We start from the raw sequence: 21,101 nt of genomic DNA on the forward strand, positions 1-21,101 counted from the left end.
TCGCGGGGGTTCCGCTACGGCGTTGAATTATCCCCGCGCCTATGCTTTTGAACGGGGCATGAAAGCGCCCCTCCTCGCCGCCTGCTCCCCCCTCCTGCTGCTGGTCGCCTGTGGCCGCGCCGAACCGGTCGCGGACATGCCGAGCCAGGAGGAACTGGCCGCCGCCGCCAATGCGGCCGCTGCCAATGCGCTGGCCAACGCGCAGAAGGATGATGCCGGCGACAGCCGCAACTATGTGAATATCGACCATGGCTATTCCGTCACCATGCCCGAAGGCTGGATGAAGGATGGCGAAGCCAGCAATGCCGATGGCGTCGTCTATCAGGATCCCGGTGCGGGGGCCGACGTCCGCGTCTTCTGGCAGAAGAATGACAATGACCAGACGCTGCAGCAGATTGTCGAGGCGCTGTCCGACGGCGCCGAGGGCGTGGATGGCGATTTCATCGGCGAGAATGAATATCGCGGCACCGCCAATGACGGCGAAGGCAATAATGTTGCGCTGCGCCTGCTGAAACAGCCTGACGGCGCGATCGTCACCGCCACCTTCGTCTATCCCGAGATGCTGAGCGAACAATATCAGCCGATCGCACAGGCCCTGCTCGACAGCCTGCGCATCTTCGCGCCCAAGGCCCAGACGCCGGAGGGGGCCAGCGCCACGGCCACGCCCGCACCGGCAGCCAACGCCAGCAACTGACCAGCGGCTTTCGGCGCCCTCGTTCGTTTCCGTCCGCGTCGATCATTCCGAACCGCTGCCAGGAAGCCCAGCCCCTTGCCCCTGATCCGCCCCTTCGCCCCCGCCGACCAGCCGGGCATTCTCGACCTGATCCTGGGCATCCAGCGCGACGAATATGGCATCGCCATCACCGCAGCGGACCAGCCGGACCTCACTGACATAGCCGGCTTCTACCTGCCCGGCGCCGGCGGCTTCTGGGTCGCGGAGGAGGATGGCCGGATCATCGGCACGATCGCGCTCAAGGATATCGGCCAGGGTCAGGGCGCGCTGCGCAAGATGTTCGTGGCATCCAGCTATCGCGGCCGCGCCGCTGGCGTCGCCCAGGCGCTGCTCGACCATCTGCTCGACGCGGCGGCTGATCGCGGGCTGGCCCAAATCTATCTCGGCACCACCGCCCGTTTCCTGGCGGCGCATCGCTTCTACGAGAAGAATGGGTTCGGGCTGGTCGACGCCGACGGCCTGCCGCCCGCCTTCCCCAGGATGGCGGTCGACACGCGCTTCTACGAAAAATCGATCGAACCGGCGAAAGCCGGATAGATTACGGATTATCGGTGCTGTTGGCCTTGGCGCCGGGCACCGCTTCCTTGCTGGTCATCGCCACTGCCGGCGGTCCCTTCTGGATCGCGGCATTGAGCTGCGCGACCTCGGGGCAGCTGCCCTTGCACAGATTCTGCGCCTGGGCCAGATTTTCCTTGGCCTTGGCGATCGCGCCCTTGGCCACCATCGCCTCGCCCTGCCCGGCGATCGCGGTCACGTCGGTCGGGTCGAGCAGCAGCGCTTCCTTGTAGAGGCGGATGGCCTTGCCCTGCAGCCCCTGCGCGCGCGCCACTTCGGCCAGTTCGATATAGGCCGCGCGATTGCGCGGATCGACCGCCAGCGCGCTTTCCAGCGCGTCGGTCGCGCCAGTCAGATTGCCCGCCTTGCGTGCCGCCTCGCCCGCCTTCTGCCATTCGATCGACCGCGGTTCGATCTGGGTATCGGGGCGCTGGGTCAGGCCCACGCTGGAAACGGTGGTCAGAAGGACGGCAAGGGCAATCGAGGCCGGGGTGAAACGCATCAAAATCTCCAGCCATGTTTCAGGCATTGACTCAGGCCCGCAGACCGAAGGGCAAGTGTCGCTATTTTGCGCGCGCTTGTCCATGGCCTGTTTCAGGCGGTCCTCCGCAGCCGGGCGAAGTAGAAGCCGTCAGTGCCATCATGGCCGGGCGTCAGCAGCAGCCCATGGCCATGGGCGCGGCCCATATCCGCTTCGATCGGCTCGGCACTCCAGCCGGCCTGACGCGCCAGAAACGCATCCACCTGATCCCGCCCCTCTCTGTCGGTCAATGCGCAGGTAGCATAGACCAGCAGACCGCCGGGCGCCAGCAAGGGCGCGGCAAAATCCAGGATCCGGGCCTGTTCCGACACCAGCCGGTCGAGCCGCGCCTGGGTCAGGCGCCAGCGCGCCTCGGGATTGCGGCGCCAGGTGCCCGTACCTGAACAGGGCGCGTCGACCAGCACGATATCCGCCCGCCCCGCCAGCGGCGCCAGCGCGCGCGCCTCATGCCCCTGATCCAGCAGCAGCCTCTCGATACAGGTCACGCCCGCCCGCTCGGCACGCGGCGCCAGCCGGTCGATCCGGTTGCGGATCGTATCGGCGGCGATCAGCCGGCCCTTGCCGCCCATCGCTGCGGCGAGCGCCAGCGTCTTGCCGCCCGCGCCTGCGCACAGGTCGATCACCGTCTGGCCGGCCTGCGCGCCGCATGCCGCGGAAATGAGCTGGCTGCCGGCATCCTGCACCTCGACCGCGCCGCGCTTCCACGCCTCGCTCTGCTCGACCGGATAGCCTTCGGGCAGGCGCAGCGCGTCAGCTATGCCGGCGATCGGCGTCGCATCCGGCAATTCGGGCGCAACCTGCGCGGGCGTCGCCTTCAGCCGGTTGACGCGCAGGTCCACCGGCGCGCGGCCCAGCAGGGCGTCCTGCTCCACCGGCGCGGCCAGCAGGGGCTGCAACCAGCCCGGCACCGCGCCGGCCGCCGCGCCCGTTTCGCCCGGCTCGATCGGCAGCGGCGCATGGGCCGATCCGTCGAACAGCGCCGCCAGCTCGGGCTGCGCCTCGACCAGGCCGATCATCGCCGCGCGGCCGGTCTCGGGCCGATCGGCGACGCGGCGGATCGCGTCATAGACATGGTCGCGCACCGCACGGCGATCGCGCGACCCGGCATAGCGCCGTTCCTTGAAATAGCGCGCGATCAGCGTGTCCGCCGCCGGCCCGCCATCACGGGCAGCGGCAATGATCGCGTCCAGCAGGTCGATCGCGGCTTGGATACGGGCGGATGGAGTCATTTATACCTTCCCCCCTCCCTTCCAGGGAGGGGCTTGGGGGTGGGTGCCTCCGCAGGAGGCTCGCTCCGCTCGCCACCTACCCCTACCCCCTCCCTTGAAAGAGAGAGGAATGAAATGGGTTAGCGCGTCGGATAGTTGGGGGCCTCACGCGTGATCGTCACGTCGTGGACATGGCTTTCCGACAGGCCGGCATTGGTGATCTGGACGAAGCGGGCACGCTCCTGCAGATCCTTGATGGTGCGGCTGCCGGTATAGCCCATCGCCGCCTTCACGCCGCCGACCAGCTGGTGGATGACATCCTTGGCCGGGCCCTTGAACGGCACCTGGCCTTCAATGCCCTCGGGCACCAGCTTCATCTGGTCCTTGATGTCGGCCTGGAAATAGCGGTCGGCGCTGCCGCGCGCCATCGCGCCGACGCTGCCCATGCCGCGATAGCTCTTATAGGCGCGGCCCTGATACAGGAAGGTTTCGCCCGGCGCTTCGGCCGTGCCGGCCAGCAGCGACCCGACCATGACGCAGCCCGCGCCCGCCGCCAGCGCCTTGGCGACGTCGCCTGACGTGCGCAGGCCACCATCGGCGATCACCGGCACGCCATGCTTGTGCGCTTCATTGGCCGAATCCATGACAGCGGTCAGCTGCGGCACGCCCACGCCGGCGACGACGCGGGTGGTGCAGATGGAGCCGGGGCCGATGCCGACCTTCACGCAGTCCGCGCCAGCGTCGATCAGCGCCTTGGTCGCTTCGGCGGTGGCGACATTGCCGGCCACGACCTGGACATGGTTGGACAGCTTCTTGACCGCTTCCACCGCGACCGCGACCTGCTTGCTGTGGCCATGGGCGGTGTCGATGACGATCAGGTCGCATTCCGCGTCGATCAGCGCCTTGCTGCGCTCCAGCCCCTTGTCGCCCACTGTCGAGGCGGCGGCGACGCGCAGCCGGCCCGACGCATCCTTGGTCGCCTGCGGATAGGTGACGGCCTTCTCGATATCCTTGACGGTGATCAGGCCCACGCAGTGATAATTATCGTCCACCACCAGCAGCTTCTCGATCCGGCGGGCGTGCAGCAGGCGCATCGCCTCATCCTGGCCGACACCGGCCTTGACCGTCGCCAGATTGTCCTTGGTCATCAGCTCGCTGACCGGCTGGCCGGGATTCTCGGCAAAGCGGGTATCGCGATGGGTCAGGATGCCGACCAGCTTGCCGTTCGCCTCGACGACCGGAATGCCGCTAATCCTGTGGCGCTGCATCAGCATCTGCGCGTCGGCCAGCGTGGCGGTCGGCAGGATGGTGATGGGATTGACGACCATGCCGCTTTCGAAGCGCTTGACCGCGCGGACCGCATCGGCCTGTTCCTCGACCGTCAGGTTACGATGCAGCACGCCGATGCCGCCCAGCTGCGCCATGACGATCGCCATGTCGGCCTCGGTCACCGTGTCCATCGCCGACGACAGGATCGGGATGTTCAGCTTGATCGCCTTGGTCACATGGGTCGACGTATCCGCCTGGCTGGGCAGCACATCGGATTCGGCGGGCTGCAACAGCACGTCGTCAAAGGTGAGGCCAAGGCGGATGTCCATGTGAAAGCCACTTTCTGCTGCGCGGGTCGGGCGGAGGGGAACCGGACCGCTGGGGATTCGTGGCGGCCCATGTAACCATTAACCCGCAAAACGGCCAGACCCCTTGGGGATTTTCTTGCCGCCTTTCTTGCGATCCCGATCTTGGCGTTCGGCTGGTCGCTATGCCCCCTGGCTGCCCCGCCCGCGATAGACCAGATTGGAAAAGCGCGCCTGCCCGGCTCCCGATACGAACAGCGCCGGGCGCAGGCTCAGGAAGCCGTCCGCCAGATTATGATGATAGCTCGACACTTCATAGGAAATGATCTTGCGCCATGCCTTGCCTGCACCGCGAATATGGAAGCTCGCGACATTGTCGTCATTCACGACCCGCAGCGAAAAACGGCCGCCTTCCGCCGGTCCGGGCGGCGGATAGCCCTGCTCACGCCCGACCTTGTAATTGTGCAGCGCGCCCACGTCCGACCCCAGGCCGACAAAATATTGGGGATTGTAGAAGAGCAGCAGCCCCGCCTGAGCGCCCCCCTCCAGTTCGACATCGACGCTCACCTCATAGGAACGATCCCCGGCGATGAAGGCCAACGGTGATGACTCCGCCGGCCCCTTGCCCTGCGCCTTCAGCACCAGCGCACCATCCCTGAAAGCGGCACGATCGAGATAATCCTTCTGCGGCGCAAAGAAGGCCAGCCGGCTCCCCATGTCGCTGGGCTTGAACGGGCCGGACAGCGCAAGCCCCGATCCGCCCGCGCGCCTGGCCGCCGGCATGGGCAGCGCCGCTGACAGATCGCCACCGGTCATGCGCGGCCAGCCATCCGCGTCCCAGACGAACGGCTCCAGCAGCATCTGCCGTCCCAGCGTGCGATAGCCATTTTCATAGCCATGATAGGCGAGCCACCAATCGCCCGCCGGCCCTTCCACCGCGGTGCCATGGCCACGCGACCACCAGGGCTCCCCCGCCAGCGCCGTCCGCACGATGGGATTATGCGGGCAATTTTCCCACGGTCCGTTGATCGAACGGGACCGGGCGACAATCACCATATGGCTGGTCGGCGGCCCGGCCGTCCCTCCCTGCCCGGAAAACAGGTAGAACCAGCCATCCCGGCGCAGCGCCTTGGGGCCTTCCAGCGCGAGCGCCTCGATGATCCAGTCGTCCGGGATCGGCCACCCCTCATAGACCTGCTCGATCGGCCCGTCCCGGCGCAGCCCGTCATCGCTGATCCGCACCCGCGCGCCGCCATTCAGGAACAGATAGCGTTTACCGTCCTCGCCCACCGCATGGCCGGGGTCGATATAGCCCTTGATGTCCATGTCGACGGGGGCGCTCCATGGCCCTTCCATCCGGTCGGCATGGACGACGAAAATCTTGCAAGGAATGGCCGGCCCCGCCGAAAAGCTGGGATCGGTCGGATTGAACACCGGAATATAGATGAAATAGCGGCCTTCATGCTTGGCGATGTCCAGCGCCCAGACCGAACCCAGAGGCGCGGTCAGCGCCGGCCCCACCGGCCGCCAGTTCACCAGATCGCGCGAATGCCAGATCACGACCGCCGGGAAATAGTCGAAGGACGAAAAGGTCGCCCAATAGTCGTCGCCATCCTTCAATATGTTGGGATCGGGCCGATCCCCCGACAGCACCGGGTTCAGAAAACGGCCATTGCCAAGGTCCGCCAGCCGCTCGCCCTCAGCGCCATGGCGCCAGGCCGGCGCAGAGGCACAGCTATCCGACGCCCTCGCCTTGCCCAGCCCCGGCATCGCCAGCCCCGCCGTCGAAGCCAGTCCCAGAAACATCGCGTCACGGCGGGAATGGGCCAAGATATTTCCCCAAAATTGATGGTGTCTGGCCCCGCTTCTGGTCCGCTCGCGCACGCAACGCAATGGTCCGAAACGCAAAACTACCGGAAACGAAAAAGGGGCGCGACCATCATGGCCGCGCCCCTTGTTCATTCCATTGCCTGCTCGGCGCTTAGGCGCCAGCCGGGGTCGGATCGCCGAACGGACCCTTGCGCTTGCGCGTCTTGGGGATGGACGACCCCGCCGCCGGGATCACCGAAGGCTTGATCGTGGTGCCGTCGTCGCGGGTGATCTCGCCCTTTTCCAGCAGCGCCTTGATCTCCTCGCCGGAGAGCGTCTCATATTCCAGCATCGCGTTGGCCAGCAGGTGCAGTTGGTCCTCATGGCCCTTCAGCAATTCCTGCGCACGGGCATAGCCCTGCTCCACCAGACCACGGATTTCCTTGTCGATCAGCTTCGCCGTCTCGTCCGACATATGGACGCGCTGGCTCTGCGAATAGCCAAGGAAGGTCTCGCCCTGCTGCTCTTCATATTGCAGCGGGCCCAGCTTGTCCGACATGCCCCACTGGGTGACCATGTCGCGCGCCAGCTTGGTGGCGTACTGGATATCGCCCGACGCACCCGACGACACCTTGTCATAGCCGAAGATGATTTCCTCGGCGACGCGGCCGCCCATGGCCACGGCCATGTTCGCGTGCATCTTGTCGCGATGATAGCTGTAGCTGTCCCGTTCCGGCAGGCGCATCACCATGCCCAGCGCACGGCCGCGCGGGATGATCGTTGCCTTGTGGATCGGGTCGGAGGCCGGCTCATGGACTGCGACGATGGCATGGCCCGCCTCATGATAGGCGGTCATCTTCTTCTCGTCGTCGGTCATGACCATCGAGCGACGCTCGCTACCCATCATGACCTTGTCCTTGGCCGCCTCGAACTCGTCCATGGCGACCAGACGCTTGCCGCGACGGGCCGCCATCAGGGCGGCTTCGTTGACCAGGTTGGCAAGGTCAGCGCCCGAGAAGCCCGGCGTGCCGCGCGCGATGGTGCGCGGATTGACGTCGGGTGCCAGCGGCACCTTCTTCATATGGACGGCCAGAATCTTCTCGCGGCCCTCGATGTCGGGACGGGGCACGACGACCTGACGGTCGAAGCGGCCTGGACGCAGCAGCGCAGGGTCCAGCACGTCGGGGCGGTTGGTCGCCGCGACGATGATGATGCCCTCATTCGCCTCGAAGCCGTCCATCTCGACCAGCAGCTGGTTCAGCGTCTGCTCGCGCTCGTCATTGCCATTGCCCAGGCCCGCGCCGCGATGGCGGCCGACCGCGTCGATTTCGTCGATGAAGACGATGCACGGCGCGTTCTTCTTGGCCTGTTCGAACATGTCGCGCACGCGGCTCGCGCCGACGCCGACGAACATCTCGACAAAGTCCGAACCCGAAATGGTGAAGAAGGGCACGCCCGCTTCACCCGCGATGGCGCGGGCCAGCAGCGTCTTGCCGGTGCCCGGCGAACCGACCAGCAGCGCGCCCTTGGGAATCTTGCCACCCAGCCGCGCGAACTTGCTCGGGTCCTTCAGGAACTCGACGATTTCCTGCAGTTCCTCGCGCGCTTCGTCGATGCCGGCGACGTCATCGAACGTCACCTTGCCATGCTTTTCGGTCAGCAGCTTCGCCTTGGACTTGCCAAAGCCCATCGCGCCACCGGCGCCTCCGCCCTTCTGCATCTGGCGCAGCACGAAGAAGGCGATGCCCAGGATCAGCAGGAACGGCAGCGACTGATAGAGCATGATCTGCCAGAAGCTGGGCTGCTGTTCGGCCTGGCCCGAATATTTGACGTTATAATCGTCCAGCAGGTCGGTCAGCTTGGGATCATTGACCGGGACCGTGCTAAAACCCTGGCCACTCGACAGGGTGCCGGTGATCCGGTCGGGCGCGATCGCCACATCCTTGACCTGGCCTTCCTGCACCTTGGCGCGGAATTCCGAATAGGCGATGGCGCTACCGGCCTGGGTGGTCGGGCGCTCGAACAGCGAAACGAACAGGAGCAGGGCGATGATGACCCCTGCCCAAATCATCGCACTCTTGATCCAGGGATTACCCTGTGGGTCTTTTTCGTCGTTCATCATCACTCTCTTTCACCCCGCAAGATAGGGTGTGGCCGGCAAAGCGCAAGCTGGACGCGCCGTCCGCTGCCGATTTCCGGCCCTGTCGATTGTCAGATGGTCAGTTCCCGGTCAGCTGGAACAGCGCGACATAGGCCAGCACCAGCGCCAGGCCGGCGGACAGGCCGCACAGCAGATAGCCCATGTAGAGAAGCAGCGGCGGATGCGCCTTGTTCAGCTTCCGGTTCCGCTTCACGGCCGAGAGGATCACGCTGACCAGCAAGCCATAGGTCAGCGCCGCAAATTCCATCATTCCGAACAAATCCCGCTATTGGTCACGCCATGTGGTTAACGGCCCATGGGTTAAGAACCGGTCAGCATGCCGCCCAAAAGCGACCGGCCGTTGGCACCTTGCGTCGGACGGTGGAACTTTTCCGAAAATCTCAGCGTCGCGGGGGTGCCGGTGACAGGGTCCAGACCGCGCCACCGCGCAGCAGCCAGTCGCCCAGACTCGCCTGCCGCCCCGCCCGCGCCGCGGCAATCGCCCGGTCCAGCGCCTCGCCGCGCGGCAGCACGATCTCCGGGTCGGCGGAACAGAGCATCTCGATCAGCAGCCGCCGCAAAAGCTCGCGCGGCAGGTCGGTGCGGTCCAGCACCCAGGCGTCGGTCGACGGATGGATATGCGTGGCCGCCAGCCCCGCCACCGTCCATTGCAGCGCCGCCTCCGCCTCCGCCAGCGCCGCCGCGCTGCGCGCCGCCGCCTCGGCATCGATCCAGTCGACACCATCCAGCCGCTTGCGCAGCGCCGCCCGGTCGAAGCGTGGATCGGCATTGGACGGGTCCAGCACATAGGGTAGCCCGGCCTGGTCGGCATGGGCCTGCAACTGCGCCTTGCGCACCGTCAGCAACGGCCGCAGCACCCGGCCGGCCCGCGCCCGCACCCCGGCCAGGCCGCCGACCCCCGATCCCCGGTTGAGCCGCATCAACAGGGTTTCCAGCTGGTCGTCAGCATGATGGGCGGTCAATATCCAGTCCAGCCCGGCACCGGCCCGCCATGCCTCCAGCTGAGCATAACGCTGCCGCCGCGCCCAATCCTGGATATTGCCGGACACTTCCGTCTCCGGCGCCAGGGTCGCATGAGGGACGCGCCGCTCCGCACACCAGCGCGCGACCATCGCCGCCTCGGCCGCGGATTCAGCCCGCAATCCATGATCCAGCGTCGCCGCCGCCACCCGGCCGGGCCAGGCCTGCACCGCCAGGTCCAACAGCGCCATGCTGTCCGGCCCGCCCGACACCGCGATGCCGAACCGGGCCGTCTCCTCCCCGTCCACCAGCGCGCGCACGGCCAGCCGCAGCGCATCGGGGCGATGGGAAGGTGCCAGCTCCGGCACGTCTATCGGCTCACACGCTGCACTTGGCCTTGGTCCGGCCCTTGTCCATCATGCCGCGCAGGCCGCTCGACAGGGTCGAACCATAGACCTGTTCCAGCTCCGCATAGACCTTGCAGGCATCCGCAGGCTTCTTGAGCTGGATCAGCGCCTCGCCCAGATAGGCCAGGCTGTCGGGGGCGCGCTCGCCACGCGGGCGCTTCTGGTAATTTTCGTAGAAGGCGACCGACGCCAGCGCCGGCTTGCCATCGTCCAGATAGGCGCGGCCCAGCAGGTTGGCGGCGCGGCTGCCGACCGACCCGTCGCCATATTTGTCGACCGTCGCCTTCAGCTGGGCCTGCGCCTCGGGATAGAATTTCGCGTCCCACAGGCGGAAGCCATAGCTATAGGCATCGCCCGCCGCATCGCCGGTATCCGGCTTCTCGATCGCCGCCACCGCCGTCTTGCGGGCATCGCTGGCCGCCGGCGCGGCGGCGGACTTTGCGGGCGGGGTCGTCGGCTTGGCAGCAGCCGGCTTGGGCGCGGGCGCATCGGTCGCGACCGTCGGACGCATCACCGGCGGGCCAGCCTCGACCGGCGTCGCGGCCCGCGCTTCGGCTTCCGCCTTGTAGCGGTTGAACGCCTCTTCCAGCTGCTTGAGCTTGTAGCTGTTTTCCTCGACCTGGCCGGTGATCGAGGCGAGCTGCGACTCCAGCGCCCCCACCCGCGCGGTCAGGTCGGCCACCGGGCTCGACGTCGGGCTGCCCGGCGCGATGGTCGGCGTCTGGGGACGGGTGATTTCCGCCTCTACCGGCGTGCCGGCCGGGAACACCTTGCGCTGCACCGCCCGCATTTCCTTTTCCAGCCGGTCGACCCGCAGTTCGACCGTGGGATTCTGCTGGGCAGCGGCCGGCACGGCCGACAGCAGCGGGGCCGCCAGCGCGATGGCGGTGGTGGCGAAAAAGGCGTAACGCATGATGATCCCCGACTAAATCTTTCCGCCTTTAACCATAGGCGGACGCGCCACGCAACAAAGCGCGGCCCGCTCGTACCTGTCCGGCTATGGGACGGATTAGTTGCCTGCGCTGGGCTGCGGCGCGGCGGTCGGCGGCGGGGACGAAGCCGGCGTCGGCACGCTCCCCTGCCCGCCCGCGGGCGTCGTCGGTGTGCGCGGCGGCTGGCCAGCCGGCGCCGGAGCGCCCACCGGAGCCCCTGCCGGTGCAGCCGCCCGCGCCAGCAGCGCCTCGGCACTGACCGGAACGTCGGCGATGGTGCGGTCGGCCGCGCCCAGTGGCGGGATCGCCTTGCCACCCACGGTCACGTCCAGCGCCTGCGGGCGACCGGTCAGGATCGTCGGATTGCGCGCGCCGGCCGGCAGGGTGAAGCTCTCGCCCTTCTTCAGCAGCCCGTCCTTGAGCCGCTCGCCCGCCTCGTCGACGATGCGCATCCACACATCGTCATTGGCGGTGAACACCACCGGCCCGGTGACGGGCGCCGCGATCGGCGCCTGCACGCCGGCCTTGGGCGCGGCGGCGGGCTTTTCCGCCTGCTGCTCGGCGATTTCCTCGCCGGTCGGCGGGGTCAGCAACTGGGTGCGCCAGATGGTGAAGCCGGCAATCACGATGATGCCGATCACCGCCGCGGTCCAGGCCAAGGTGCGCGACGGCACCCGCGCCGGATCGGCCGGCTCGAACGCTTCGTAGCGGGTCGCCCCCATGTCGGAATTATGCACGGCATTGCGCACGTCGGCGGCGATCGCCACCTCGTCCAGGTCGATCGCGCGGGCATAGGCGCGGGCGAAACCCACCGCATAGGGAATGCCCGGCAAGGCGCCATAATCGTCCCGCTCGATCGCCTCCAGCTGGCGCTGGGCGATGCGGGTCCGGGTGGCGATATCCTGCACCGACAGCCCCTGCGCCTCGCGCGCGGCGCGCAACTTGGCGCCGGGGGTGCTGGGCTGCGCTGCCGTCGCGTCGTCCGCGACGGGTTCGAATTCGGGTTCGTCTGCCATGCTGCTCCGCGACCTTGATTGGCGGCCTTGTCTCATTGCGGGACGGCGCTTGTCAACGCCGGGGCGGTGTCTTTTCAGGCCAGCTCGATGTTCCGCTGCTCGGCCCAGCTGGTCAGTTGCGCGCGCAGATCGCTCGCCCCGCTGTCCAGCAGATCGCGCATCAACGCCTGCAATTCGGCCGCGTCGATCGCGCGGATCATCGCCTTGACCGGCCCGACCGATGCCGGCGTGATCGACAGCCGCCGCACACCCAGGCCAATCAGCGCCATCGCCTCCAGCGTGCGTCCGCCCATTTCGCCACAGACCCCGACCGGCACCTTGTAGATCTCGCAAATCCGCACCACCCGATCCAGGAAACGCAGGATCGCCAGGCTCAGCCAGTCATAACGCTCCGCCAGCTTGGGATGGGCACGGTCGGCGGCGAACAGGAACTGGGTCAGGTCGTTGGTGCCAATCGACAGGAAATCGAGCTGCGGCAACAGCAGGTCCAGCACCTCGGCCAGCGCCGGCACCTCCAGCATCGCGCCATAGCGCACCGCCACCGGCAGCTTCTTCTTCTGCCCGATCAGCCATTGCCGCTGATGCTCGACCAGCGTGCGCGCCTCCTCGAACTCCCAGGGTTCCGACACCATCGGGAACATGATGTTCAGTACCTTGCCCGCGCTCGCCTCCAGCAAGGCGCGCGCCTGCGCCTTCATCAGGCCGTCGCGGTCCAGCGCCAGGCGGATCGCGCGCCAGCCCATCGCCGGATTATCCTCATGCTCGTCATCCTCGCGCGTCATATAGGGCAGCGCCTTGTCACCGCCGATGTCGACGGTGCGGAAGATGACGGGCCGGTCGCCGGCCGCGTCCAGCACATCCTTGTAGAGCCGCTGCTGCTTCTCGCGCTGCGGCAGCGTCGCCGACACCAGGAACTGGAATTCGGTGCGGAACAGGCCGATGCCGTCGGCGCCGACCATGTCCAGCGCCTGCGCATCCTCGCGCAGACCGGCATTGACCATCAGCTCGATCCGCGCCCCATCCTGCGTCACCGACGGCAGGTCGCGCAGCGCGGCAAATTCCGCCCGCCGCTTCTGGGTGATGTGCAGCTTGGTCTCGAACGCCTCCTCCATGTCGGGCGTCGGCCGGATCAGCAGCGCATTTTCGGCGACATCCATCAGGATAAGGTCGCCTTCATTGACCCGGTGGCGAATGTCGCGCACCCGGCCCAGCACCGGCACGCCCATGGCGCGGGCGACGATGGTGACATGGGCGGTCGGCGACCCTTCCTCCAGGATCACGCCCTTCAGCCGCCGCCGGTCATATTCTAGCAGCTCCGCCGGCCCCAGGTTGCGCGCGATCAGGATGGCGTCCTGCCGCAACCCCAGTTGCGCCGCCGTGCCCAATTGCCCGGACACGATGCGCAGCAGCCGGTTGGCCATGTCCTCCAGATCGTGCATCCGGTCCTGCAACAGCGGATCGTCGATCTGGCGCATCCGCATCCGGGTGCGCTGCTGCACCCGCTCGATCGCCGCCTCGGCGGTCAGGCCGCTGTCGATCGCCTCGTTGATGCGGCGGATCCAGCCCTCGTCATAGGCGAACATCTTGTAGGTTTCGAGCACCTCCTGATGCTCGCCCTCGGTCCCGAAATCGGCCGTGCCGGTCATCCGGTCGATCTGTTCGCGCATCTTGGCAAAGGCGGAAATGACCCGCTGCCGCTCCGCTTCCGTATCCTCGGCGACGGTATGCTCGATATGGACGCGCGGCTGGTGGAAGACGACATGGCCCCGCGCCATACCCATCACCAGCTGCAGGCCGGTCATGATGTTCGACCCGGTTTCCTGCACCCGCGCATCGGTCGGGCCGTCATCGGCCAGCTCGGCATTGGCGATCAGCTCGGACAGCACCATGGCGACCGTCTGCAACGCCTCGATCTCGACCTCTTCATATTTGCGCGGCTCGACATGCTGCACGCACAGCACGCCCAGCGCCCGCTCGCGCCGCACGATCGGCACGCCGGCAAAGCTGTGGAACAGCTCCTCGCCGGTTTCCGGGCGATAGGAAAAGTCGGGATGGGCCGCCGCCTCGTCCAGGTTCAGCGGCTCGACATTGGTGGCGATCAGGCCGACCAGCCCCTCGCCCTTGGCCATGCGGGTGACATGCACCGCCTCCTGCTTCAGGCCGCGGGTCGCGAACAGTTCCAGCACGCCCTCACGCACCAGATAGATGGAGCAGACCTCGCTCGACAGCGATTCGCCGATGATCTCCACCACCTTGTTCAGCTTGGCCTGCGCGCTGGTGCGCGCCGCCATCACCTCCTGAAGGCGGACGAGGATCTGGCGGGCGGCGGCGGCGGGCGTACTGGGCATGGCAAATCGCTAACAGATGGATGGCTTTCTTTCCAAGCGCTTTCCTCGCGATATGTTGATGAACACCGCAGAAAAGCACGATTGTTGCGCATCGCTGATAAGCTAGGTCATCTTCCTCATTTGCGTGGCGGATACATGCTGTACATTCGTCTAACGCCACAAAGGCAGCATCAAGCATGTCTGGGAGTCAGGGATCATGGAAACGACCACGCCAACGGAGTTTGAACAGGAGCTTCTGGACCGCGGCTATTCGCGCCGCCAGCTGGCCAAGGTGACCGCGCTACTCGGCGCCGGCGCCGTCGCGATGCGCACCGTCGGTGCCGCCGCACAGCAGGCCGCCAAGCCGGTCGAGGGCGCGGTCCGCATCGGCGCCAACGAATGCTGGACCGGCCCCTTCCCGGTCGCCGCCGAAGCCGCCTTCAAGCTGGTGACCGAAGGCAATCGCTACGAACCCGACAATGAGCATGAAAAGCTGTTCGCCGCCGTCGCGCAGGTGGAGGGCATTCCGGCCGACCGCATCGTCGCCTGGCCCGGCTCGTCCGATCCGCTGAGCCGCGTCGCCGTCGCCTTCGCCTCGCCGACCAAGGGCATCGTCACCGCGGACCCGACCTATGAAGCGATCTGGCGCACCGGCGCCTGGCTCGGCGCCAAGGTGACGAAGGTGCCGCTGACCAAGGACAATGCCCATGACGTGAAGGCGATGCTGGCGGCCGATCCCAATGCCGGCGTCTATTATATCTGCTCGCCCAACAACCCGACCGGCACGATCACGCCGATCGCCGACATCGAATGGCTGGCCGCCAACAAGCCCAAGGATTCGGTGCTGGTGGTCGACGAAGCCTATATCCACTGGACCGATACGCCGCGCGCCGCCAAGCTCGCCGCCACCCGCGACGACGTGCTGGTGCTGCGCACCTTCTCGAAGCTGTTCGGCATGGCCGGCATGCGCCTGGGCCTCACCTTCGCCGCGCCCTCGCTGATGGAAAAGATGATGCGCTATGACGGTGGCCAGGTCACCGCCATGCTGCCGATGACGGCCGTTGCCTGCGGCACAGTCTCGGTCGCCCAGGCCGATCTCATCAAGGCGCGCCAGGTCGAAATGGCGGCCAACCGTGACAAGGCGATCGCCCATCTGACCAAGAAGGGGATCAAGGTGCTGCCGGGCAGCATGGCAAACATGTTCATGGTCGACTGGGGCAAGCCCGCCAAGGACATGCAGGCCGCCCTGCTGACGCAGAAGGTGCAGATCGGCCGCAACTGGCCGATCTGGCCCAATGTCTCGCGCATTTCGGTCGGCTCGGCCAGCGAAATGGACGCCTTCTGCAAGGCCGTGGATGCGGTCTGGAAAGCCTGATCTGACCTGACCTTGCGAAAAAGGGGCTGCGGCGCGCAAAATAAAGCGTGCCGCAGCCCCTTTTGCATTGCGGAAATTGTTTCCGCCTTCGTTTCTCCAGACGAAATCCAAGGCATTTCGCAGGAAAACAAGGGGACAATCGGCATGACCATGATGTTGGACAAGGAAGCGCGGGAAGACCTGATCGAGCGCGGCTATTCGCGCCGCCAGCTTGCCAAGGTTGCCGCCCTGATCGGCGCCGGCGCCGCGATGCACGAAATGCTGGCCGCGCCCGCCTTCGCGCAGCAGCAGGCCGCCCGCGGCATCAAGGGCGCGGTCCGCATCGGCTCGAACGAATGCTGGACCGGCCCCTTCCCCTCGGGCGTCGACGCCATTGCCAAGGCCGGCGCGGTCGGCAACTGGTATGATCCCGACAATTATCGTGGCGACCTGGTCTCGACCATCGCCAAGGTGGAGGGCATTCCCGAAGCGCAGGTAATGCTGTGGCCCGGCTCGGGCGGCCCGCTGGTCTCGACCGTCGCGGCCTATTGCTCGCCGACCAAGGGCCTGGTGACCGCCGATCCGACCTTCGAATCCGCCTGGCGCACCGCCGATTACCTCAAGGCGCCGATCGCCAAGGCCCCCCAGGCCGTCGGCAAGGGCCATGACGTGAAGGCCATGCTGGCCGCCAACCCCAACGCCGGCCTCTATTATATCTGCACGCCCAACAACCCGACCGGCACGATCACGCCGATCGCCGACATCAAGTGGCTGCTCGACAACAAGCCGGCCGATTCCATGCTGCTGGTAGACGAAGCCTATATCCACTTCTCGGACGCACCCAGCGCCGCTTCGCTGATCGGCAACCGCAAGGACATCATCGTCATGCGGACCTTCTCGAAGCTGTTCGGCATGGCCGGCATCCGCCTCGGCCTCACCTTCGCCGATCCCGAAGTGCAGAAGCGCCTGATGCTGTTCGGCCCGTCGGCCGGCGGCCTGTCGATCACCGCCATGGCCTGCGGCAACGCCGTCTATCCCGAAGCCGCGCTCATCAAGGCGCGCCGCGACGAGATGATCGCCGCCCGCGACCAGACCATCGCCTGGCTCACCAAGAAGGGCATCGAAGTCCAGCCGGGCAGCCAGGCCAACATGTTCATGGTCAACTGGAAGAAGCCGGCCAAGGAAATGCAGGCCGCCCTGCTCGCCTCGCCGGAAAAGGTGCAGATTGGCCGCAACTGGCCGATCTGGCCCAATGTCTCGCGCGTCACCGTCGGCTCGGCCGAAGACATGACGAAATTCTGTGCGGCTGTGGACAAGGTCTACAAGGCCTGAGCCACGGCATCCCATAGCAAAGCCGTCACGAAGGAGGGGCGTCCGGACAACCGGGCGCCCCTTTTCATATCAGGGCGCATCGCCTTCCTGACTGTCCAGCGCCTTGCGATCCTCATGCGACACGAACTCGCAGGTCAGCAATGTCCGCCCGGCCAGGGCAGGCCCCTGCCGCGCAACGACGGAAATCAGCCCCATCTCGCGCATGTCCTGCGCCCCATCGTCCAGTTGCCGCGCAAAGCCCAGGCTCGACGCGCCGAACAACCGGCTCTTTTCCCTGGCAAGCCCATAACGGGCGGCCGCGGCCTCCGCGACTTCGCCATCCAGCAGCACGCCGACCGACATGCCGGCGAAGACCACCGCCCGCGCCGCAAAGCCGTCCCGCTCGATCGGCGTGGGCAGCGTATAGATCGCCGCCCCCAACATCGATGTATCTGCTTTGGCGACCTTTTCGGCGGCTTCATACAGGGCGGTCGCGCTGTCGGTCGAATAGGGCGGCTGGCACAGCGCCGCGCCGAAAAAGTCCGGTGCCTCCTGCGCAGCGGCGGGCGTCCCCAGCAGGACGCCGATCGGCGCCCCGATCCGGGCAAGGAAAGAGATTTTGCTCATCCGCGTCAGATGCGCATTTTATGACGCATTTTCAATCAGGTTGAAGGGGCAGCCGGTCATCGGCCGCCCCTTTCCCGTTCAGAATATCTTGCGCACCGACAGCATCAGCGTCCGCCCCTCGGGATCGAGATAGGCGGGCTGATAGGCGACCGGCGTCGCGCCCGTGCCATCGGTCACGCTCTGCCGCCGGTTGAGCAGATTGCCGACGGTGAAGCTCACCCGCATGCCCCGCGCCCAGTCCTGGCCGCGGAACCGGTTGGCCATGTTGGCGAACAGCCGCAGGTCGAACGTCACCAGTTGGCCAAAGCGCAGGTCGCCACCCGACGCCGTCTGGTCGCCGGTCACATGCGACGCGCTCTGCCAGTTGCCGTCCAGCCGGATGCCGACGCCATTGTCGATCACGCCACTGCTCAGCTGCACCTTGTGGCGCGGCTGCGGACTGCCGCCCAGCGTGCCGCCGTTCAGCAGGTCGACCCACGGACCGCCCTCGCTCAGCAGCACCGCGTCGCGCAGCATGATGCTGTGATAGAGCGAGAGTTGCAGCCGCGCGCCATTGTCGCTGCCGCCGCCGAACGGACCGCCACCGGGCGGACCGAAGCCGCCCCGTCCGCCGGGTCCACCGGGACCGCCCGGACCACCAGGTCCACCACCGGGCGGCGGACCATCGGGCGGCCCCATGCCATCGGGCGGAGGGCCTGGCGGCGGACCAAAGCCATCCGGCCCGCCAAAGCCGCCGGGCGGCCCCATCGGTGTCGCATCATCGGGCCGGTGGCCATCGACCAGGATCGCATCCTGCTCGGCATCGGGACCACCGCCGGGCGCGCCCTCTGCGGGCTGCCCGTCGCCACCCTCCGCCTTTGGCGCCGCCATCTGCGCCTCATCGCCCTGCGCCGCCGTCCGCCGCCATGGCGGCACGAAACCGGCCGGCGGCTCGGGTCGCTTGGGCTTGCGCAATATCTGCGTGAAATTGAGGCCCCAGCGCAGCTGCTTCACCTCCTCGCGCGCGACATTGACGGACCGTGTGTCGATCCGCGTCAGCATCCCGTCCTCGTCGCGGCTGTAGCGATCGGGGAAGGCCGCCTCCAATGCCGAGGATACGCCGGTCAGGCTGATGATCGCGTCGCGCGTCTCGCTGCTCACATAATTGGCCGACAGGGTCAGGTTGACCTTGGTGAGCGGCTTCACCGTCGCGCCCAGCTTGAACTGATGGCGATTGTCGGCGGTCAGCGCCGGATTGCCGCCGCTCACCTGCGTCACCGTCACGCTCTGCCCGCGCACATAGTCATAGACGCGCACATTGCTGGTGGTGATGGTCGGGCTGTTGCGCTGGTCCAGCGTCGGCGCGGTCCGGTCATTATTGACCGCCGCGATGATGGTGATGCCGGTGCGCGGCGTCCAGCTGAGGCCATAGCCCAGCGTGCCGAGCGTGCCATAGTCGGAAACCTGCGTCACCGACGCGTTCATATTGGCGGTCAGCGTCCCCAGCACCGGCAGGAAGCCATTACGCCGGCTGGCAATCGGCAGGTCGAAACTGATCTGCGCGCCGCCATTGGTGCGGCTCGCGGTCCGCTGCGACATCACCCCATCCAGCGTGCTGGACGATCGCAGGCTGCTCGTGTCGCCGCTCAGGCGCAGGTTCATGCCGACATTGCCGGCCGGCAGCTTGAACAGCTTGCCATTGACAAGCAGGCTGGCGCTGCCCGTGTCCTGCAACGCGCGCGCCTTCTGCGTGCCCATGGCCCCCAGCAGGCTCGCGGGCAGCACGCCATTGGCCGCCACATCGCCCGCGTCCAGCGCCGCCTGCACATCGTCCAGATCATAGCCGCGATCGCTGTCAGTCCGGCTATCGCTATGGCTGTAGCTGCCGATCACCGACATGCGCCAGGTCTTTGACAGGTCGATGTTCAGGCTGACGCCGCTGCTCAGCGTCAGCGCGCGCGTGTCCTGATGCAGCGGATCGAGCGACAGGATGCGGTCGACCGTCTCGTCGCCATCGGTCAGGCTGCCGGTGGGCAGGCCATTCAGCGCCTTGCTGGTCTTGTAGTCCGCCCGCCCGTTCCAGGACAGGTTCGCCGTCTCGCTCAACTGATGCGCGACCGTGGCGTTCAGCATATAGCTGCGGGTGGCGGGCGACAGGGTGCGATAGGCGCGGTCGTCACTGACCCGCCCGGTCGGATCGCCCGCCGCCTCCGGATCGACGATCACGTCGCGCTCGCTCTCCAGCAGCGAGGCGGAGGATTTGGCCCGCGCCGTCACGCTCACCCGGTCATTGTCGCGAATGCGGGTATAGCCGACATCGCCGGCCAGATTTTCGCCCTGCCCCGCCGTCGCGATCCCGCCGCCCGCATTGGCCACCTGCGACCGGAAGCGGCGGTGCAGGATGATGTTCACCACCTTGCGCTGCGCATCATAGCCATATTTGAGCGCGACCTCCTCGGGCAGGATGTCGAGCCGCAAGATCGCCTCGGTCGGCAGGTCGCTGACCTCGTTGACGCCCGAAATCCGCTTGCCGTTGACCAGCACCACCGGGCCGTCGTCGCTGCGCCCCTGGTTGCTGCTGGTCTGCGACGCGATCTCGTCCAGCAATTCGCTGACCGTGCCGACGCCATAGGCATCGATGTCGGCACGGCCCAGCTGGTTCTGCGCGGGAATGTCGCCGATCACCGCCCCCGGCGGCGCCTGCCCGGTGACGACGATATCGTCGCTCGCCACGCCCTGCGCCACAGCCGGCGTCAACAGGGCGAACGGGGACAGGGCGAACAGGCTGCATCCGGCGCGCAGCAGGGCGCTGCCCGCCCGACGGCAGGACAAGGATAGGCAAGGCATCGGCATCTATCCCGTCAGTTGCGCGGCGGCGGTCCGCCCGCGCCGCCCGGTCCACCCGGACCGCCGGGGCCTCCACCCGGACCACGCCGCGGCATCAGGCTGCGCATCTCCTCGGCCGACAGCACGCCGTCATGATCGGCGTCCGCCGCATCGAAGCGGGCATGTTCGAACGCCAGCACTTCCTCCAGCGAGGCGCCGGCATCATAATTGCTGTTGGCCTGGGCGATCGCGCTGGCATTGAGCGGCTCAATCAGCCGGCCCAGTATCGCATCCTCGGGGTCGTCGCCCAGCTTGGGCATGATCGCTTCGGCCACCGGCCCGCCCTGATCGCCCATCGCGCCCGTTTCCGACAGCGCGACCGATCCCATGCTGCTCTGCCAGGCCTGGAACTCGGCCAGGCTCAGCGTGCCGTCATGATTGTTGTCGATCGCGTCGAAACGCGTGCGGATGATCGCTTCGCGCCGCGCCTGCACCACCAGCCGCAATTCGTCGATCGTCACGATGCCATCGCGATTGCTGTCGGCTTCGGCAAACATGGCGGTCACGATCCTGTCGATCTGGCTGCGCTTGATCGGCTTCATCTCGCGCGGCTTTTGCGGCCGGCCTTCGCCGCCACCGGGAGGGCCGCCGCCGCCGCCGGGCGGGCCACCGCCCATGCCACCCATGCCGCCGCCGCCCATACCGCCACCCATGCCCCCCTGGGCCAGCAACGGCGCCGAACAGAGCAGCAGCGCCGCCCCGATCATCATCTTGCGCATCG

At 67.0% G+C, this 21,101-nt stretch carries 17 protein-coding genes; 4 read left to right on the plus strand and 13 right to left on the minus strand.

The annotated features are described in order from the left end of the window. Positions 1-58: 58 nt before the first annotated feature. Positions 59-694: a hypothetical protein gene (locus tag ACI6S0_RS12400; RefSeq protein WP_004208008.1), complete on the plus strand. Its 636-nt coding sequence runs from the start codon at positions 59-61 to the stop codon at positions 692-694. A gap of 75 nt (positions 695-769) precedes the next feature. Further along, positions 770-1,270, plus strand: a complete 501-nt coding sequence (locus ACI6S0_RS12405) for a GNAT family N-acetyltransferase (RefSeq protein ID WP_434403225.1) — start codon at positions 770-772, stop codon at positions 1,268-1,270. Position 1,271: 1 nt separating this feature from the next. Here the strand turns inward: ACI6S0_RS12405 and ACI6S0_RS12410 are convergent, their stop codons facing one another. From ACI6S0_RS12410 to ptsP, 10 genes are all read right to left on the minus strand, one after another. Further along, on the minus strand, positions 1,272-1,790 hold the full coding sequence (locus ACI6S0_RS12410; RefSeq protein ID WP_434403226.1) for a tetratricopeptide repeat protein: 519 nt from the start codon (positions 1,788-1,790) through the stop codon (positions 1,272-1,274). Positions 1,791-1,882: 92 nt separating this feature from the next. Then, complete coding sequence (locus ACI6S0_RS12415) at positions 1,883-3,058, minus strand: RsmB/NOP family class I SAM-dependent RNA methyltransferase (RefSeq protein ID WP_434403227.1); 1,176 nt, start codon at positions 3,056-3,058, stop codon at positions 1,883-1,885. A gap of 119 nt (positions 3,059-3,177) precedes the next feature. Then, positions 3,178-4,635, minus strand: coding sequence for an IMP dehydrogenase (gene guaB, locus ACI6S0_RS12420; RefSeq protein WP_010336239.1), 1,458 nt, complete (start codon positions 4,633-4,635; stop codon positions 3,178-3,180). A gap of 159 nt (positions 4,636-4,794) precedes the next feature. Then, positions 4,795-6,417, minus strand: a complete 1,623-nt coding sequence (locus tag ACI6S0_RS12425) for a family 43 glycosylhydrolase (protein WP_434405944.1) — start codon at positions 6,415-6,417, stop codon at positions 4,795-4,797. A gap of 175 nt (positions 6,418-6,592) precedes the next feature. Next, complete coding sequence (gene ftsH, locus ACI6S0_RS12430) at positions 6,593-8,539, minus strand: ATP-dependent zinc metalloprotease FtsH (RefSeq protein ID WP_004208015.1); 1,947 nt, start codon at positions 8,537-8,539, stop codon at positions 6,593-6,595. 100 nt (positions 8,540-8,639) lie between these two features. Further along, complete coding sequence (locus ACI6S0_RS12435; RefSeq protein ID WP_017502470.1) at positions 8,640-8,831, minus strand: hypothetical protein; 192 nt, start codon at positions 8,829-8,831, stop codon at positions 8,640-8,642. 130 nt (positions 8,832-8,961) lie between these two features. Continuing rightward, positions 8,962-9,909: a tRNA lysidine(34) synthetase TilS gene (gene tilS, locus ACI6S0_RS12440; protein ID WP_004208017.1), complete on the minus strand. Its 948-nt coding sequence runs from the start codon at positions 9,907-9,909 to the stop codon at positions 8,962-8,964. A 10-nt stretch (positions 9,910-9,919) separates the two neighbouring features. Then, complete coding sequence (locus ACI6S0_RS12445; RefSeq protein ID WP_434403228.1) at positions 9,920-10,861, minus strand: hypothetical protein; 942 nt, start codon at positions 10,859-10,861, stop codon at positions 9,920-9,922. Between the two features lie 96 nt (positions 10,862-10,957). After that, a complete protein-coding gene (locus ACI6S0_RS12450) occupies positions 10,958-11,896 on the minus strand; it encodes a helix-turn-helix domain-containing protein (protein WP_434403229.1) in 939 nt (312 codons plus the stop codon). Positions 11,897-11,970: 74 nt separating this feature from the next. Then, positions 11,971-14,244, minus strand: a complete 2,274-nt coding sequence (gene ptsP / locus ACI6S0_RS12455) for a phosphoenolpyruvate--protein phosphotransferase (RefSeq protein WP_434403230.1) — start codon at positions 14,242-14,244, stop codon at positions 11,971-11,973. A gap of 196 nt (positions 14,245-14,440) precedes the next feature. On the opposite strand from ptsP, the gene ACI6S0_RS12460 reads away from it, so the two are divergent. Together ACI6S0_RS12460 and ACI6S0_RS12465 are read left to right on the plus strand one after the other, a co-directional pair. Further along, positions 14,441-15,598 carry a pyridoxal phosphate-dependent aminotransferase gene (locus ACI6S0_RS12460; RefSeq protein WP_434403231.1) on the plus strand — a complete coding sequence of 386 codons (1,158 nt, stop codon included), beginning with the start codon at positions 14,441-14,443 and terminating at the stop codon, positions 15,596-15,598. 144 nt (positions 15,599-15,742) lie between these two features. Then, positions 15,743-16,909 carry a pyridoxal phosphate-dependent aminotransferase gene (locus ACI6S0_RS12465; protein WP_017502473.1) on the plus strand — a complete coding sequence of 389 codons (1,167 nt, stop codon included), beginning with the start codon at positions 15,743-15,745 and terminating at the stop codon, positions 16,907-16,909. Between the two features lie 69 nt (positions 16,910-16,978). Here the strand turns inward: ACI6S0_RS12465 and ACI6S0_RS12470 are convergent, their stop codons facing one another. From ACI6S0_RS12470 to ACI6S0_RS12480, 3 genes are all read right to left on the minus strand, one after another. Beyond that, positions 16,979-17,515, minus strand: a complete 537-nt coding sequence (locus ACI6S0_RS12470) for a hypothetical protein (RefSeq protein ID WP_434403232.1) — start codon at positions 17,513-17,515, stop codon at positions 16,979-16,981. 78 nt (positions 17,516-17,593) lie between these two features. Then, the gene (locus ACI6S0_RS12475; protein ID WP_434403233.1) at positions 17,594-20,341 is read right to left on the minus strand and encodes a TonB-dependent receptor; all 2,748 of its coding nucleotides are present in this window, start codon (positions 20,339-20,341) and stop codon (positions 17,594-17,596) included. A 14-nt stretch (positions 20,342-20,355) separates the two neighbouring features. Then, positions 20,356-21,099 (minus strand): EF-hand domain-containing protein, encoded by a 744-nt coding sequence (locus ACI6S0_RS12480; RefSeq protein ID WP_434403234.1) that lies wholly within the window; start codon positions 21,097-21,099, stop codon positions 20,356-20,358. Positions 21,100-21,101 lie beyond the last annotated feature (2 nt).

It is taken from the genome of Sphingobium sp. DN12, from assembly GCF_051058005.1.
GTDB classification, from domain to species: domain Bacteria; phylum Pseudomonadota; class Alphaproteobacteria; order Sphingomonadales; family Sphingomonadaceae; genus Sphingobium; species Sphingobium yanoikuyae.

Coding starts and splice junctions, on each gene's coding strand:
- ACI6S0_RS12410 (WP_434403226.1), bottom strand. CDS start 1,790: ATGCGTTTCACCCCGGCCTCGATTGCCCTTGCCGTCCTTCTGACCACC.
- ACI6S0_RS12425 (WP_434405944.1), bottom strand. CDS start 6,417: ATGTTTCTGGGACTGGCTTCGACGGCGGGGCTGGCGATGCCGGGGCTG.
- ACI6S0_RS12480 (WP_434403234.1), bottom strand. CDS start 21,099: ATGCGCAAGATGATGATCGGGGCGGCGCTGCTGCTCTGTTCGGCGCCG.
- ACI6S0_RS12470 (WP_434403232.1), bottom strand. CDS start 17,515: ATGAGCAAAATCTCTTTCCTTGCCCGGATCGGGGCGCCGATCGGCGTC.
- ACI6S0_RS12475 (WP_434403233.1), bottom strand. CDS start 20,341: ATGCCTTGCCTATCCTTGTCCTGCCGTCGGGCGGGCAGCGCCCTGCTG.
- ACI6S0_RS12415 (WP_434403227.1), bottom strand. CDS start 3,058: ATGACTCCATCCGCCCGTATCCAAGCCGCGATCGACCTGCTGGACGCG.
- ACI6S0_RS12445 (WP_434403228.1), bottom strand. CDS start 10,861: ATGCGTTACGCCTTTTTCGCCACCACCGCCATCGCGCTGGCGGCCCCG.
- ACI6S0_RS12460 (WP_434403231.1), top strand. CDS start 14,441: ATGGAAACGACCACGCCAACGGAGTTTGAACAGGAGCTTCTGGACCGC.
- ACI6S0_RS12450 (WP_434403229.1), bottom strand. CDS start 11,896: ATGGCAGACGAACCCGAATTCGAACCCGTCGCGGACGACGCGACGGCA.
- guaB (WP_010336239.1), bottom strand. CDS start 4,635: ATGGACATCCGCCTTGGCCTCACCTTTGACGACGTGCTGTTGCAGCCC.
- ACI6S0_RS12400 (WP_004208008.1), top strand. CDS start 59: ATGAAAGCGCCCCTCCTCGCCGCCTGCTCCCCCCTCCTGCTGCTGGTC.
- ptsP (WP_434403230.1), bottom strand. CDS start 14,244: ATGCCCAGTACGCCCGCCGCCGCCGCCCGCCAGATCCTCGTCCGCCTT.
- ftsH (WP_004208015.1), bottom strand. CDS start 8,539: ATGAACGACGAAAAAGACCCACAGGGTAATCCCTGGATCAAGAGTGCG.
- ACI6S0_RS12435 (WP_017502470.1), bottom strand. CDS start 8,831: ATGATGGAATTTGCGGCGCTGACCTATGGCTTGCTGGTCAGCGTGATC.
- ACI6S0_RS12465 (WP_017502473.1), top strand. CDS start 15,743: ATGACCATGATGTTGGACAAGGAAGCGCGGGAAGACCTGATCGAGCGC.